Genomic DNA, 14886 nt, shown 5'->3' on the forward strand with positions numbered 1-14886 from the left:
TTGTCGGGTGGCTCAGGTTGCCGAGCTGTAGCGGCGAACCCCGTTCTCCTGACGTGGCAACTGCGCCGCCACGCTGCCTGGTACCGGGAAAAGTACCAGGTGATCTGCTGCCACGCTGATGCCGACATCCTGACCGACCTGATGGTCGATATGGCTCGGGAAGATCGCCTCGAGCTGGCTACCGGTGGGCAGCTGCAGGCGATACAGCGTCGACGCGCCGAGGAAGCTTTTGCCGATGATGGTTGCCCGCAAATCGCTGTCCGGCGCGTGGATGATGTCATCCGGACGCAACAGCACGTCCACCGAGCTGCCCAGCGCCATGGTGTAGGCACGATTGCCGCGCAACTCACCCAGTTCGGTATTGACCGCATCATGGCTGCTCATCTGGCCACGGATGAAGTAGCCCTGGCCGATGAAGCTGGCGACGAACGGCGTCTGCGGTTCGTGATAGAGGTTGTAAGGGGTATCCCACTGCTCCAGGCGGCCTTCTTTGAACACGCCCACGTGATCGCTCACGGCGAAGGCTTCCTCCTGATCGTGGGTAACCAGGATGGCGCTGGTGCCGCGGCTCTTGAGGATATCGCGCACCTCATGGCTCAGACGCCGGCGCAGCTCCACGTCCAGGTTGGAGAAGGGCTCGTCAAGCAGCAACAACTGGGGTTCCGGCGCCAAAGCCCGGGCTAGGGCGACCCGCTGCTGCTGGCCGCCGGACAGCTCGTGGGGGTAACGACTACCCAGGCCGCTGAGCTTGACCAGCTCCAGCATTTCGTCGACCACCTCGCCCTGACGGGGATGCTTCCCGATACCGAAGGCGATGTTCTGCGCGACGGTCAAATGGGGGAACAGTGCATAGTCCTGAAACACCATGCCAATGCGGCGTTTCTCCGGCGCCAGGGTGAAGCCTGCGCGGGAGATGACCTCGCCGGCCAGCTGGATCTCGCCCTCATGCACCGGCTCGAAACCGGCGATGGCGCGCAGTGTGGTGGTCTTGCCGCAGCCTGAAGACCCCAGCAGGCAACCGATGTCGCCTGCATTGAGGTGCAGATTTAGGTTCTGGACGATGCGCTGGTCGCCATAGCCACAGGCCAGGTTGCGCAGGTTAAGCAGTAGCGGATGACTCATGCGTGGTGGTAAGCCGGTTCTACAAGGAATTCCAGAAGGGCCTTCTGCGCATGCAGGCGGTTTTCAGCCTGGTCCCAGGCGACCGAACGTGGGTCGTCGAGCAGGTCCTGGCTGATTTCCTCGCCACGGTGGGCGGGCAGGCAATGCATGAACAGGGCGTCGGGTGCCGCCAGGTCGAGCAGTTCGCGGGTGACCTGGTAGGGCGCGAAATGCGCCAGGCGCCGTGCAGTTTCCTCCTCCTGGCCCATGGAAGTCCAGACATCGGTGGTCACAAGGTGTGCACCGCGCACGGCTTCTTTGGGGTCGCGGACGATGGTCACGCGATCGCCACCCAGTTGGAGGAAGCGCGGATCGGGCTCATAGCCTTCCGGGCAGGCGATGCGCAGTTGGAAGTCGAATTGGTGGGCGGCTTCGATATAGGAGTTGCACATATTGAAGCCATCGCCGATCCAGGCCACGGTCTTGCCCTGGATCGAGCCGCGGTGCTCGAGGAAGGTCTGCATGTCGGCCAGCAACTGGCACGGGTGCGACTCGTCGGACAGGGCGTTGATCACCGGGACGCGCGAATAAGCGGCGAATTCGGTCAGGGTGCTGTGGGCGTGGGTGCGGATCATCACCACGTCAAGCATGCTCGACAGGACGATGGCGCTGTCGCTGATCGGCTCGCCACGACCCAGTTGGGTGTCACGCGGCGAAAGGAAGATCGCCTGGCCGCCCAGTTGGATCATGCCAGCCTCGAAGGAGACACGGGTACGGGTCGAGGATTTTTCGAAGATCATCCCCAGTACGCGATTCTTCAGTGGCTCGAACAGCACGCCTCGTTTGCGCAGATCCTTCAGCTCGATGCCTCGGCGGATCACACCGAGCAATTCGTCGGTGGTGAAATCCAGCAGGGAGAGAAAGTGCCTAGCGCTCATGATTGACTACCTTATCTGCAACGGTTTGCAGGTCGACCGTATGGTTTTGTTGACAACGGGAGTGACCTGCGGCGTAAGCCGCACGAGGCGGACGGAATAGGGGAAGGCGCAATACTATAATTAAATGTCGCCTCAAACCAAGAGGGGAAACAGCTGCTCTATTACTGCGGGTGTCATAACCCTTTGTAGGGCTGCTGTTTTTTATTTTCTACAGGGGTTGTACACGGCTTGCCGGCGGTTTGGCAAACCCCTTGTCGCGAATCGCGTGCCACAGGTCGGAGGATGTTCAAAGCATTGCGCGGCGTCGATACCTATGTGAAGGCCGCTGTGGTGCCGGCAAGGCCGAGCATGCTGCTCGGCTTTCCGTTACAATGCGTCACCGTGCCGACGATTGCGTCGGAAAGTTCAGCCGAGGTGCTTCATGGATATCATCGAAACAATCAAAGAGCAGATCGCCAACAACACCATTCTGCTTTACATGAAAGGCTCGCCGAATGCCCCGCAGTGCGGCTTCTCGGCGCGCGCTGCGCAGGCCGTGATGGGTTGTGGCGAGAAGTTTGCCTACGTCGACATCCTGCAGAACCCGGAAATCCGCGCCAACCTGCCCAAGTACGCCAACTGGCCAACCTTCCCGCAACTGTGGGTCGGTGGTGAGCTGGTCGGCGGCAGCGACATCATGCTCGAAATGTTCGAGAAGGGTGAGCTGCAAACCTTGATCAAGGAAGCCGCCGCCAAGGCCAAGGCCTCCGAAGCCTGATCTTGCCGCCAGCCCCGCGATAGAGCAATCCGGCGGGGCTGACAAGGTTTGACAGGTATGAAAAAGCCCCGCATATGGCGGGGCTTTTTCGTTGCTGGCGAAACTTATTCTTCGCCCATCTGCGATTGCAGGTAGTTCTCGATACCAATTTTTTCGATCAGACCCAATTGGGTTTCCAGCCAATCGATGTGTTCTTCCTCGGACTCGAGGATATCCTCGAGCAGGTCGCGAGAGCCGAAGTCGCCTGCGGTCTCGCAGTGGGCGATCGCAGCCTTAAGGTCGGCCAAGCCCTTCTGCTCGATCTTCAGATCGCATTCGAGCATTTCCTTGGTGTGTTCGCCGATCAGCAACTTGCCCAGGTCCTGAACGTTGGGGATGCCTTCGAGGAAGAGAATACGCTTGATCAGTTTATCAGCGTGCTTCATCTCATCGATGGACTCCTTGTACTCGTGCTTGCCGAGTTTGTTCAGGCCCCAGTCTTCATACATACGTGCGTGCAGGAAGTACTGGTTGATTGCGACCAGCTCGTTTCCGAGGATCTTGTTGAGATGCTGGATGACGCTTACGTCGCCTTTCATGTCGGGTTCCTGCCCTTGTTGAAGTGTGTCAATACAAGAAGTCTGATCCCGCCAACGGCCTCTGTCAAACCTAAGTAATTGAATAGTAAGTGAAAATTAATAGAAATAAGAATGTTTGTGAACCGCGTTAGGACGCTAACTTCTTGAATTCTGGGCATAAAAAAACCGGACGCTGGGTCCGGTTCTTCTTGATTGGGTGTGTTCAGGCCGCGTTGAATTCAACAGGGTAGGGCAGGGCAGCGTGCTGGGTGGCCTGAAGTTCAGTCAACGTCTCGCGAACGACCTGCTTGGCAAGGCAGGCGCATTTGCCGCACTGGCTGGCCACGTTGGTGGCGGCTCGGACTTCCTTGTAGCTGCAGCATCCTTCATAGATCGCATCGCGGATCTGTCCGTCGGTGACGCCGACACAAAGACACACATACATAGGGGAGACCATCGCTGGTTAGGCTCGATGGGGTGGAGCTTAATGGTAATGAGAATGCGTGTCAAAGAACTTTCGGTAAGCGTCCGTCTAGAGCGACCGGTGGTTGGATTCGGCCTGTCACCAGAAGCCGTGTATGATGGGCGACCTTTGCTGGATGCCGGGCGGCCCGCCCACCCAGGCATCGGTATTTCACCACCCTCAGGAGATCACGAATGAGCGTACTCGTTGGTAAACAAGCCCCTGACTTCACCGTTCCAGCTGTGCTGGGCAACGGCGAGATCGTCGACAGCTTCAACCTGGCTTCGGCCATCAAAGGCAAGTACGGCCTGGTATTCTTCTACCCGCTGGACTTCACCTTTGTCTGCCCGTCCGAGCTGATCGCCCTGGACCACCGCATCCCTGACTTCCAGGCGCGCGGCGTGGAAGTGATCGGCGTGTCGATCGACTCGCACTTCACCCACAACGCCTGGCGTAACACCCCAGTCGACAAAGGCGGCATCGGCCAGGTCAAGTACACCCTGGCAGCTGACATCGCCCACGACATCTGCAAGGCTTACGACGTCGAATCCGAAGGCGGCGTGGCCTTCCGTGGCGCCTTCCTGATCGACAAGAACGGCGTTGTCCGTTCGCAGATCGTCAACGACCTGCCTCTGGGCCGTAACATGGACGAATTGCTGCGCCTGGTCGATGCTCTGCAGTTCCACGAAGAGCACGGCGAAGTGTGCCCGGCCAACTGGAAGAAAGGCGACAAAGGCATGACCGCTTCGCCAGAGGGCGTTGCTGCTTACCTGAGCGAGAACGCTGGCAAGCTGTAATTGCCAAGCGCATAAAAAAACCGGCCTTCGTGGCCGGTTTTTTTATGCGTCGGATTTGAGCTCAATCGTTGAAGTCGCGCCAGCCGCCCATTTCCTTCCAGCGGTTGACGATGCCGCAGAACAGCTCGGCGGTCTTCTCCGTATCGTAGCGGGCCGAGTGGGCCTCGCGGCCGTCGAAGTCGATGTCGGCGCTCTGGCAGGCCCGTGCGAGTACGGTCTGGCCGTAGGCCAGGCCCGCCAGAGTGGCCGTGTCGAAGCTGGAGAATGGGTGGAACGGATTGCGCTTGAGGTCGGTGCGCGCCACCGCGGCATTAAGGAAGTTCAGGTCGAAGCTGCTGTTGTGCCCGACCAGGATAGCCCGTTTGCAGCCATTGGCCTTCAACGCCTTGCGCACGCCGCGGAAGATGTCGGTGAGCGCCGTTTCCTCGCTCACCGCCATGCGCAGCGGATGGTCCAGCTTGATGCCAGTGAATTCCAGGGCTGCCGGCTCGATGTTGGCCCCTTCGAAAGGCTCGACCCGATAGAAGTAGGTGTGCTCCGGGAACAGGAAGCCCTTTTCGTCCATGCCGATGGTGACTGCGGCGATTTCCAGCAAGGCATCGGTCGCACTATTGAAACCGCCGGTTTCAACGTCCACCACGACGGGCAGGTAACCGCGGAAACGCTCGGCCATCGGATGGCGAGCGCCGCTGCCTTGACCTTCCTGGTCTTCTTCGTAGAACGCTTCGCTCACGCCTGACCCTCCAGCAGACGCCAGCGCAGCTTCTCGCCTGCGCGCAGGGGGATCACGGTATTGTCGCCCAGTGGCAGGCTGTCCGGGGCAGTCCACTCCTCGCGTACCAGGGTAATGGTGTCGGTGTTCGCCGGCAGGCCATAGAAGGCCGGGCCGTGGAGGCTGGCGAAGCCTTCGAGCTTGTCCAGCGCATTACGTTGCTCGAACGCCTCGGCATACAGCTCGATGGCGGCATAGGCGGTGTAGCAGCCGGCGCAACCGCAGGCGGCTTCCTTGGCATGACGGGCGTGCGGTGCCGAGTCGGTCCCCAGGAAGAACTTGCTGTTGCCGCTGGTGGCCGCATCCAGCAAGGCCACCTGGTGGGTGTTGCGCTTGAGGATCGGCAGGCAATAGAAGTGCGGACGGATACCGCCCACCAGCATGTGGTTGCGGTTGTACAGCAAATGCTGGGCAGTGATGGTCGCGCCGACGTTGGCCGGGGCCTGCAGGACGAACTGCGCGGCATCGGCGGTGGTGATGTGCTCGAACACCACTTTCAGAGTCGGGAAACGCTCGACCAGGCGAACCAGGTGCTCGTCGATGAAGCGCTTCTCACGGTCGAACACATCGACCTCGGGGCGGGTCACCTCTCCGTGCACCAGCAGCGGCATGCCGGTCTCGGCCAGGGCTTCGAGCGCTGGTGTGATGTTGTCCAGGCTGGTCACCCCCGAGTCGGAGTTGGTCGTGGCGCCGGCCGGGTACATTTTGGCGGCATACACGAATCCGCTGGCCTTGGCCGCGCGGATGTCCTCGGCGCTGGTTCGGTCGGTGAGGTACAGCACCATCAAAGGCTCGAATCGGCTGCCGGCCGGACGTGCGGCCAGGATGCGCTCACGATACGCTCCGGCCTCGGTGGCAGTGCGGACCGGTGGGACGAGATTGGGCATGATGATGGCGCGGGCGAAGGTGCGCGCCACGTCGCCAACGGTGTGGGGCAGGACGGCACCATCGCGCAGATGGATGTGCCAGTCGTCGGGGCGCAGGAGGGTCAGGCGATCGGACATTGGGGATTCCAGGCGGGTCGAACTCGTGTGCCAATGCTACCGGAAAACCCTCGTTCGAGCACGGCTATCAAGTTTTCCTGCCAGCGTCCGATAGCTTGCAGGTAAGCCGTCAGAATCAATGGAGCCGCCCGTGCGCCAGCGTTACCTAGCCCTGTTCATCCTGTTTGCCAGCCTGCCGGCCGGGGCATTGACCTTCCAGACTCGCGTGGAGAACGTTACCTGGAACGTCGAAGGGGATCAGTTCGAGTGCCGCCTTGTCCAGCCGATCGACGGTTTCGGTAGTGGTGAGTTCGTGCGTCGGGCCGGTGAGCAGCCGATCTTCCAATTGCGTTCGGACACCAACGCACTGGGAGCCGGCGGTGCGACTTTGCTGGCGGCAGCGGCGCCTTGGCAACCAGGTCGCGGTGATATCAATCTCGGCTCAGTGCGCATGGGCCGCACGGGGGTGTTGTTCACCTCGTCCCAGGGCCAGGCCAGCCGACTGATCAATGGCCTGCTCGATGGTCGCAGCACGGTGGTGCGCAACTACACGGGCGAAGCTGGCAGGCCCATGGAAGTGCGTGTGCTGCCTGTGAGTTTCGCCAAGGCTTACAGCGACTACCAGGTGTGCGCCAGCAAATTGCTGCCGATGAACTTCGACCAGATTCGCCAGACGCAGGTGAGCTTCCCCCGTGGGATCGAGCTGGACAGTGCTGCCAGGGCGCGACTGGATGTGATCCTCGATTACCTCAAGGCCGACCCTTCGGTGAATCACATCGAGCTCGATGGCCATTCCGACAACAGCGGCAATCGGCTGACCAACCGCGACACGTCGAGGCGCCGGGCCCTGGCGGTCGCCGATTACCTCAAGGCCCATGGTGTGCCACAGGAGCAGATCACCGTGCGCTTCCACGGCGAGCGATACCCGCTCGCGCGCAACAACAGTGCCGCCAACCGGGCGCGCAACCGCCGGGTGAGCATCCAGCTGGATCGCGTCGCGCCGGTGGAAAAACCCGTGGAAGCCCCCACCGACAAGCCCGCTGGCCAACCGCCAGCGACGCCTCCCGCCACCGCCCCAGCGACCCCGGCTGCTGCCGTGGCTGGCCCGCGCACGGGTAAAGCTGTCTGAATGCGACCGCTGGTCGCGGTCTTGACTGTTCCTGTCGCTTTGTCGTCACAAGCTGTCGCCCCATTGTAAATATTTCAATGGGGCCGGTAGAATCAACCGCTTTCCGTACAACCCCGTGGAGTGATGGCATGGCGGACGTAAAAAAGGTCGTACTGGCGTATTCCGGCGGCCTTGATACTTCGGTGATTCTCAAGTGGCTGCAGGATACCTACAACTGCGAAGTGGTGACTTTCACCGCTGACCTGGGGCAGGGCGAAGAGGTCGAACCGGCCCGCGCCAAGGCTCAGGCGATGGGCGTGAAAGAAATCTACATCGATGACCTGCGCGAAGAATTCGTGCGTGATTTCGTTTTCCCGATGTTCCGCGCCAACACCGTCTACGAAGGCGAGTACCTGCTGGGTACGTCCATCGCCCGTCCGCTGATCGCCAAGCGTCTGATCGAAATTGCCAACGAAACCGGCGCCGATGCCATTTCCCACGGTGCCACCGGCAAGGGTAACGACCAGGTGCGCTTCGAGCTGGGCGCCTATGCGCTCAAACCAGGCGTAAAGGTCATTGCACCCTGGCGTGAGTGGGATCTGCTGTCCCGCGAGAAGCTGATGGACTACGCCGAAAAGCACGGCATTCCGATCGAGCGCCACGGCAAGAAGAAATCGCCGTACTCGATGGACGCCAACCTGCTGCACATCTCCTATGAAGGCGGTGTCCTGGAAGATACCTGGACCGAGCACGAGGAAGACATGTGGCGCTGGAGCGTGTCTCCGGAAAACGCCCCGGATCAGCCCACCTACATCGAGCTGACCTACCGCAATGGTGACATCGTCGCCATCGACGGCGTCGAAATGACCCCCGCCACCGTACTGGCCGAACTTAACCGTATCGGCGGTGCCAACGGCATCGGTCGCCTGGACATCGTCGAGAACCGCTACGTGGGCATGAAGTCCCGCGGTTGCTACGAAACCCCTGGCGGCACCATCATGCTCAAGGCTCACCGTGCCATCGAGTCGATCACCCTGGACCGCGAAGTCGCTCACCTGAAAGATGAGCTGATGCCGAAGTATGCCAGCCTGATCTACACCGGCTATTGGTGGAGCCCGGAGCGTCTGATGCTGCAGCAGATGATCGACGCTTCCCAGGTCAACGTTAACGGTGTCGTTCGCCTGAAACTGTACAAGGGCAACGTGATTGTCGTAGGGCGCAAGTCGGACGATTCGTTGTTCGATGCCAACATCGCGACCTTCGAGGAAGATGGCGGTGCCTACAACCAGGCCGATGCCGCGGGCTTCATCAAGCTCAACGCCCTGCGTATGCGCATTGCAGCCAACAAGGGCCGTTCGCTGCTCTGATCTTTGCGAGCGCCTCGAAAACCCCGGCCGTGTGCCGGGGTTTTTTTTGCCTGGATTTCAGGGCTGCTCACGTTTTTCGTTTGTGCCCTCGACATTGATCGAGAGATGGATGCGAACACCGGTCTCGAGGTTTTCGAGAACCCAACTGCGAGGGAGCGTATGAGGTTGGTTGAGAGCACGCAGAATGTGGGGTTCGACGATCTTGCGTGTGTCTGGGCCGGAAAGGGTGATGCTCAGGGGCTGTTCTGGCGAGACGTGTTCAGGAGGGGATGAAAGGGAGCTCTGAGGGTCGGTCTTTTCTGCCGTCTCCGGCAGGGGAGGTTGATACAAAGATTGATTGTTGAAGTTCAAGGTCAGGAAAAACAGCATAGTCAGGAAGAAGGGAAAGCCTACCAGGAACCACGTGTAGATTTCCTGACTGTTCTCACTGAGAAAAGGCAACGTCGCCAGCGCAGAAGCTTCGATGATGCCTGCAAAGATGGCGATGATAGCCAAGGGGCTGATGGAGTCTGTTTGCATGGTGCTTGCCCACGAATGTTTGCCTATCTCTCGCCTGTTTTGGGCCTGATGAAAAGATAGAGCTGTTTCCCGTGGAAGCGACATGACGCTTCATGTCATCTGCATTTTTCTAAAGTTACCCCGCCTGAATCGAGAATTCCTTCAAGTTAGAAGCGTTATGGAAGTGGGGTTTTATATTGCTTATTGTTAGTTTTATAGGCGGCGCCTGGGTGCAAAAGTTTTAAGTAACTAGGCTTGTAGGAAAATTCTTTAATTTATGTAGGGGCTCTCTCTGCTTGGTGATGAGCGGCAATTCGCTGCGCCATAAGGCAGTCAGCTCGGTTATCGTAATGCTTTGGAGTTGTAATAGTGAACCAATGGATGCCGCATGAATAAAGTGCTTATCGTGGATGATCATCCGGTAATTCGTCTGGCCGTACGCATGCTGATGGAACGGCACGGGTACGACGTGGTGGCGGAAACCGACAATGGTGTGGATGCCTTGCAATTGATCCGGGAGCACCTTCCGGACATCGTGATACTCGATATAGGTATTCCGAAGCTGGATGGGCTGGAAGTCATCGGCCGTATGGCATGCATCAGTCCAGGCAGCAAAGTGTTGGTACTGACCTCGCAGGCGGCGGGACATTTTTCGATGCGTTGCATGCAGGCCGGTGCTGCCGGGTATGTGTGCAAGCAGCAAGACCTGACGGAGTTGCTCAGTGCGATCAAGGCCGTGTTGTCTGGATACAGCTATTTCCCCAATCAGGCGCTGCACAAAGCTCGTGGATGCGTGAAGGGCGGCAGCGAGGAGGAAATGGTCCAGCGCCTCTCCGGCAGAGAGGTGATGGTGTTGAAGGAGCTGGCCAGCGGCAAGAGCAACAAAGAAATCGCCGACAGCATGTTCCTCAGCAACAAGACGGTGAGCACTTACAAGACGCGTCTATTACTCAAGCTCAATGCCCATTCGCTGGTCGACCTCATCGAGCTCGCCCAGCGCCATGGCTTATCCCGTCCCTGAAACACGAAGCCTCCGCAAGGGAGGCTATCTAGGATATCCGACCCGTCATAGGTCGTAATCAAAATCGGCGAGTTGCTTTTGCAAACGCCGCTCCTCGAGAAGGTTGTCGATGGTGCGGCGCTTGCTCAAATTGGTCTTTGCAGGTTCCACCTGAGGCTCTGCGTCGTCTTCCGAGGTGGAAAATTCATCGTCGATTGACAGCTCGTCTTTATCGGTACTCATGAGTCACTCCAAGCCAAGGGGCCGTTGGCCGTCCTTATAGCGAGAAACCCGATTCCGGTAAAAAAGATTTTTTCAATCGTGTAGAACCCTTTCTTTCTATTGCATCAATCGTCAGAAGTCTTGTGTTTGTACTCGCACAAGTCTTCGATTCGACAGCTGCCACAGCGAGGCTTGCGCGCCTGGCATACATAGCGACCATGAAGGATCAACCAGTGATGAGCGTCGAGCAGGTAGTCTCGGGGCACGAACTTCATGAGTTTCTTTTCTACCTCCAGCACCGTCTTGCCAGGGGCGATGCCGGTGCGGTTGCTGACCCGGAAAATATGCGTATCAACCGCCATGGCGGGCTGACGGAAAGCGGTATTGAGCACTACGTTCGCGGTTTTGCGACCCACGCCCGGCAGTGCTTCCAAAGCTTCACGAGTTTGTGGCACTTCGCTGCCGTGGTGCTCAATCAGTAAACGACAGGTTTCGATGACATTCTTGGCTTTGCTGTTGTAGAGGCCGATGGTCTTGATGTATTCGCTAAGCCCTTCGACACCCAGTGCGTAGATCGCCTCGGGGGTATTGGCCACCGGATACAGGCGAGCGGTGGCCTTGTTGACGCTGACGTCCGTTGCCTGGGCGGACAGGATTACGGCGATCAGCAATTCGAAGGGCGTAGTGTAGGCCAGTTCGGTTTTCGGATCGGGATTGTCTTCGTGCAGCCTGCGAAAAATCTCCAGGCGTTTGGCAGCATTCATGGGCTCAACGGCTTCCTTGACAACGTGAGGGGGCAGCCCCCGGATGCAGGCGATTGTACAGGGCCAGCAGCAGGCCAAGCAGCATCAACCCCCCAGGCACAAGGCCCGCCAAATGAAGACCTGGCCCTGTTGCCAGCCATTGACGACAGGCGCCAAGCAGTACGCATAGCATTGACAGAGCGCTCACGTGAACCGCGAGATAGCGCCACCGCCCCGTGGTGGGGAGCAGGTAATCTACCGCGAGGCTCTGCACGCTCAGCAAGACCGGGTAATGGCCGAGCGCCAGGGCCAGGGGTAGCGCCCAAGCGTTCAAACTTAATTGCAGGCAACTGGCCAAACCGGCGAGCAGCAGCAGGCTGGCCAGCAAACGGGGGAGGCCAGTCAGAGTTTTGCGCAGAGGGAGCATCAAGATCTGGTGAGTGATGATCATCCCGGCCGCGCAAAGGCCGATCATTATCCCTTGCGCCAGGGTCGAGGTCGCACCGACCAACGTCACCACGCTCACCCCCAGCAATCCGAACCTATTCATGTGCACTTTCCTCCAGCAATGCGGTTCGATGGGTGTCGAAATAGCGCAATGCGTCCTGCAGGGCGTCGATTACCGCGCGTGAGGTGACGGTAGCGCCTGCCAGCTGGTCGAAGTCCCCTTGATCACGTTTCAATGCCCATCGGCTGGTCTGGGCGTGGCCTGAAAATTGCTCCAACCAATGCACCGCAGGGTCGATCAGCCGCGCCCCCAGTCCAGGGCTTTCCTGTTGTTCCAGTACTCGGATGCCCAGCAGACGCCCATCGGGAGCGATCGCGATTGCCAAGATTATCGGGCCGGCATAACCCTGGACCTGACTGCGCAGCAAGATGGCGCTTGGGCTTGCGCCCAATGTGGCACGGTAGCCGGCGAGTAACTCGCTATGGGGCAGACGGGTATCGCGCAGGGCGAGGGGCGCTTGCAGGGGCTGGTTGTCATAGCTGCTGTCAGGAAGCACCGAAAGCCATTGACGGCTTTGCAGCTGTTGCTCGGCTTGCTGGATGGCCGAGAGCGTCCAATGCCTCCAGATCAATGTCATGCCCAGTGACAAGGCGCCGACCACGACAACCAACAGGACACCACGCGCTGTACGGTTCATGGGGCGGCCTGCGTGAGACGTGCGGCGTATCGTTCCAGAGCCGGCACGGCAAGGTTCATCAGCAAGATGGCGAACGCGGTACCGTCGGGGTAGCTACCCCAGGTTCGGATCAAGTAGATGAGCAGCCCAGTGCCGAAACCGAACAGTAGCCGCGCCGGAGGACTCTTGGGGCCAGACACAGGCTCAGTGGCGATGAAGAATGCGGCCAGCATGGTCGAGCCGGAAAACCAGTGCAGCAGCGGCGAGCCATTGGAGTCGGAACCTGATCCGTTCCAGCACAGCAGGCTGAACAGGAACAATCCGCCGAGCAAGCCTGCCGGCGTGTGCCAGCTGATGACCTTGCGCTGAAGCAGAAACAGCCCGCCCACCAAAAAACCGACATTCACCCATTCGCTGCTTCGACCTCCAATCGCGCCGAATCCAGGGTGCTGGGCGAACAGTTCATCGATGGTCAGGCTGCGATTGTGGCGCAGGCCATCGAGCACTGTCGGGGTAGCCCAGGCGTCGATGTGTCCGGTGCTGGCCCAAAGGCTGTGCAGGCTTTCCATGAGCCCGGGCGAGTGGCCCGGCCATTGGTTCATCTGTAGGGGGAAGCTCAGGAGCACGAAGGCATAACCGACCATCGCGGGGTTGAAGGGGTTGCGGCCGACCCCGCCAAAAGCGTGCTTGCCAACGCCGATGGCGACGCTTGTGGCGATGACCGGCAACCACCAAGGCGCATGGGGGGGGAGTGAGGCGGCCAGCAGTACGGCGGTTACCAATGCGCTTGCATCGGCCAACGTCGGTTGCGCAGGTTGGCTGCGCAGGGCCAGGAGTAACGCTTCGCAAGCCAGCGCAGTGCTTGCGCAAAACAGCAAGTTGAACAGTACGCCCCAGCCGTGCAGCCAAAGCAGCCCTAGCAAGCCTGGCACACAGGCCAGCAGCACTTGGCCCATGGCGCTGCGCAAGCGCGGATCAGGCGCGGGCATGATCCGCCCCGGCCTGAAGGGCGTCGAGGTGCTGTTGGGCGTCTTTGGCGGCTTTTTCCAGTAGGTTTAACTGGGCGTGCTGCGCCTCGTTCGGTGCGGCGCCGAATGCGCTGCGGGCTTTGTTCAGTTGCGCGCGGCTCATGGCCGCTGCGATCTTGGCTTGCTTGAGGGCGGCATCGTTGTGGGCGGCCTTTTGTGCCTTGACCCGTTCGATAGCGGCTTTGATCGGGTCGGATGCGTCGCCACTGGCGGTCGGATTGCTCGCAGCACGCTGGCTGCGTGCCATACGTTCGGCCTGGCGACGTGCTTCCTCGCGCTGCAGTCGGGCATTGCGTTGTTCGTGGCGATGACGGGCGTGGTCACGACGTTTGGCGCGGGCATCGAGTTGTTCGGCAGTGTGAGCCAGGCCGCCGACGATAGGTACGATCTTGTCGGGCAGGGGCAGCAGGTCGATACAATCGACCGGGCAAGGCGCCAGGCAGAGGTCACAGCCGGTGCACTCGCTGGCGATGACCGTGTGCATCAGCTTGGCAGCGCCGACGATGGCATCCACTGGGCACGCCTGGATGCATTTGGTGCAACCGATACATTCGGCCTCGCGAATAAAGGCGACTTGGGGCGGTGCGTTACCACGCCCGGTGTCCAGTGCAATGACCGGCACCTTGAGCAGGTTGGCAAGGGCGGCGATGGTTTCGTCGCCGCCGGGTGGGCATTTGTTGATCGCTTCGCCCGCGGCCAGCCCTTCGGCATAGGGCCGGCAACCGGCATGGCCGCACTTGCCGCATTGGGTTTGCGGCAGCAGGGCATCGATGCGTTGAATCAGACTCATTGTGTAAATAATCCGTTGAAACCGGAAAATGCCATGGTCATCACTCCGGCGCCGATCAGGTCGATGGGAAGGCCACGCAAAGCACTGGGGAGGTCTGAATGATCGCTGCGCTGGCGCAGGTCATCGAACAATGCCAGGGCAAGCCAGAAGCCCAATCCACCGAATACGCCCCATCCCCACACCGCCAACCATCGATCATTCGCATGGATGACCTGTAGCAGCAAGCCTAGCACCAGGGCGTTGCAGAGTAGCCAGGGCAGCAGGTCCTGCAATGGCCAGGTCGGCTGTATCCGCTGGAGCGCATTGGCGATGCCCCAGCCCAGTAATAGCAACAGCGGTAGGAACAGGAACAATTGCAGGTCCTGCAGGCCCAACGCATTCAACACTTGATCATGCAAAAGCTTTCCAAGCGGCAGGCCCAAAAGCATGAGTAAGACTATGGATGCGCCGAGCAAGTGAATCCGCAGGCGAGAGACCGGCGTCCTATGCAAGATCAGGTGATTGACCAGCGCAGCGCTGACCAGAACCAAGACGTAGTCGTTCATGGGGATGCCGATGGCCGGGCCTGCCGTCATTATCCGGTAGGCGGCCGGGGATGGAAATGCCCCGGCACTGGGCCGGGGCAGAAACGCGGACGC

General features: G+C 59.8%; 18 protein-coding genes and 1 pseudogene. 5 read left to right on the plus strand and 14 right to left on the minus strand.

The window, feature by feature from the left end; genetic code table 11:
* Nucleotides 1-12 precede the first annotated feature (12 nt).
* Nucleotides 13-1122, minus strand: a complete 1110-nt coding sequence (locus BLS27_RS12655) for an ABC transporter ATP-binding protein (protein ID WP_043206516.1) — start codon at nucleotides 1120-1122, stop codon at nucleotides 13-15.
* On the minus strand, nucleotides 1119-2039 hold the full coding sequence (gene argF / locus BLS27_RS12660; protein WP_043206517.1) for an ornithine carbamoyltransferase: 921 nt from the start codon (nucleotides 2037-2039) through the stop codon (nucleotides 1119-1121). Before argF ends, BLS27_RS12655 begins: the two co-directional genes overlap by 4 nt.
* 421 nt (nucleotides 2040-2460) lie before the next feature.
* Between argF and grxD the strand changes: the two genes are divergently transcribed.
* Nucleotides 2461-2796 carry a Grx4 family monothiol glutaredoxin gene (gene grxD / locus BLS27_RS12665; protein ID WP_043206518.1) on the plus strand — a complete coding sequence of 112 codons (336 nt, stop codon included), beginning with the start codon at nucleotides 2461-2463 and terminating at the stop codon, nucleotides 2794-2796.
* A 104-nt stretch (nucleotides 2797-2900) separates the two neighbouring features.
* On the opposite strand, the gene bfr is transcribed toward grxD, so the two are convergent.
* Both bfr and BLS27_RS12675 read right to left on the minus strand, forming a co-directional pair.
* Entirely contained in the window at nucleotides 2901-3374 is a 474-nt protein-coding gene (bfr, locus tag BLS27_RS12670; RefSeq protein ID WP_043206520.1) for a bacterioferritin, read from the minus strand.
* A gap of 202 nt (nucleotides 3375-3576) precedes the next feature.
* Nucleotides 3577-3798, minus strand: a complete 222-nt coding sequence (locus BLS27_RS12675) for a bacterioferritin-associated ferredoxin (protein ID WP_043206521.1) — start codon at nucleotides 3796-3798, stop codon at nucleotides 3577-3579.
* A gap of 212 nt (nucleotides 3799-4010) precedes the next feature.
* Here BLS27_RS12675 and BLS27_RS12680 point away from each other — a divergent pair, with 212 nt between their 5' ends.
* Nucleotides 4011-4613 carry a peroxiredoxin gene (locus BLS27_RS12680; protein WP_043206522.1) on the plus strand — a complete coding sequence of 201 codons (603 nt, stop codon included), beginning with the start codon at nucleotides 4011-4013 and terminating at the stop codon, nucleotides 4611-4613.
* A 61-nt stretch (nucleotides 4614-4674) separates the two neighbouring features.
* Here BLS27_RS12680 and rnt read toward each other — a convergent pair whose 3' ends face one another.
* Together rnt and pyrC are read right to left on the minus strand one after the other, a co-directional pair.
* On the minus strand, nucleotides 4675-5286 hold the full coding sequence (gene rnt, locus BLS27_RS12685; protein WP_230387848.1) for a ribonuclease T: 612 nt from the start codon (nucleotides 5284-5286) through the stop codon (nucleotides 4675-4677).
* A gap of 56 nt (nucleotides 5287-5342) precedes the next feature.
* Entirely contained in the window at nucleotides 5343-6389 is a 1047-nt protein-coding gene (gene pyrC, locus BLS27_RS12690; protein ID WP_043213044.1) for a dihydroorotase, read from the minus strand.
* Between the two features lie 130 nt (nucleotides 6390-6519).
* On the opposite strand from pyrC, the gene BLS27_RS12695 reads away from it, so the two are divergent.
* Both BLS27_RS12695 and BLS27_RS12700 read left to right on the plus strand, forming a co-directional pair.
* Complete coding sequence (locus BLS27_RS12695) at nucleotides 6520-7497, plus strand: flagellar protein MotY (RefSeq protein ID WP_043213047.1); 978 nt, start codon at nucleotides 6520-6522, stop codon at nucleotides 7495-7497.
* 128 nt (nucleotides 7498-7625) lie between these two features.
* Entirely contained in the window at nucleotides 7626-8843 is a 1218-nt protein-coding gene (locus BLS27_RS12700; RefSeq protein ID WP_043213048.1) for an argininosuccinate synthase, read from the plus strand.
* Between the two features lie 57 nt (nucleotides 8844-8900).
* Here BLS27_RS12700 and BLS27_RS12705 read toward each other — a convergent pair whose 3' ends face one another.
* A complete protein-coding gene (locus BLS27_RS12705; RefSeq protein ID WP_043213051.1) occupies nucleotides 8901-9362 on the minus strand; it encodes a hypothetical protein in 462 nt (153 codons plus the stop codon).
* A gap of 367 nt (nucleotides 9363-9729) precedes the next feature.
* On the opposite strand from BLS27_RS12705, the gene BLS27_RS12710 reads away from it, so the two are divergent.
* Nucleotides 9730-10362, plus strand: coding sequence for a response regulator transcription factor (locus tag BLS27_RS12710; RefSeq protein ID WP_043213052.1), 633 nt, complete (start codon nucleotides 9730-9732; stop codon nucleotides 10360-10362).
* 45 nt (nucleotides 10363-10407) lie between these two features.
* Here the strand turns inward: BLS27_RS12710 and BLS27_RS23830 are convergent, their stop codons facing one another.
* From BLS27_RS23830 to BLS27_RS12745, 7 genes and pseudogenes are all read right to left on the minus strand, one after another.
* On the minus strand, nucleotides 10408-10584 hold the full coding sequence (locus BLS27_RS23830; RefSeq protein ID WP_043213055.1) for a PA3496 family putative envelope integrity protein: 177 nt from the start codon (nucleotides 10582-10584) through the stop codon (nucleotides 10408-10410).
* A 104-nt stretch (nucleotides 10585-10688) separates the two neighbouring features.
* On the minus strand, nucleotides 10689-11327 hold the full coding sequence (gene nth, locus BLS27_RS12720) for an endonuclease III (protein WP_043213057.1): 639 nt from the start codon (nucleotides 11325-11327) through the stop codon (nucleotides 10689-10691).
* Nucleotides 11328-11331: 4 nt separating this feature from the next.
* Nucleotides 11332-11856 (minus strand): NADH:quinone oxidoreductase, encoded by a 525-nt coding sequence (locus BLS27_RS12725; protein WP_090345039.1) that lies wholly within the window; start codon nucleotides 11854-11856, stop codon nucleotides 11332-11334.
* Nucleotides 11849-12451: an RnfABCDGE type electron transport complex subunit G gene (locus BLS27_RS12730; RefSeq protein WP_090345041.1), complete on the minus strand. Its 603-nt coding sequence runs from the start codon at nucleotides 12449-12451 to the stop codon at nucleotides 11849-11851. The genes BLS27_RS12725 and BLS27_RS12730 overlap by 8 nt, the downstream gene beginning before the upstream one ends.
* The gene (locus BLS27_RS12735; RefSeq protein WP_090345043.1) at nucleotides 12448-13419 is read right to left on the minus strand and encodes an RnfABCDGE type electron transport complex subunit D; all 972 of its coding nucleotides are present in this window, start codon (nucleotides 13417-13419) and stop codon (nucleotides 12448-12450) included. The genes BLS27_RS12730 and BLS27_RS12735 overlap by 4 nt, the downstream gene beginning before the upstream one ends.
* A gap of 4 nt (nucleotides 13420-13423) precedes the next feature.
* Nucleotides 13424-14248, minus strand: a pseudogene (rsxB, locus tag BLS27_RS12740) (electron transport complex subunit RsxB); the annotation flags it as partial.
* Nucleotides 14245-14793 carry an Rnf-Nqr domain containing protein gene (locus BLS27_RS12745; protein WP_090345108.1) on the minus strand — a complete coding sequence of 183 codons (549 nt, stop codon included), beginning with the start codon at nucleotides 14791-14793 and terminating at the stop codon, nucleotides 14245-14247. The pseudogene rsxB and the gene BLS27_RS12745, both read right to left, overlap by 4 nt.
* Nucleotides 14794-14886: the final 93 nt, after the last annotated feature.

This window comes from Pseudomonas guariconensis, assembly GCF_900102675.1.
Classification (GTDB): domain Bacteria; phylum Pseudomonadota; class Gammaproteobacteria; order Pseudomonadales; family Pseudomonadaceae; genus Aquipseudomonas; species Aquipseudomonas guariconensis.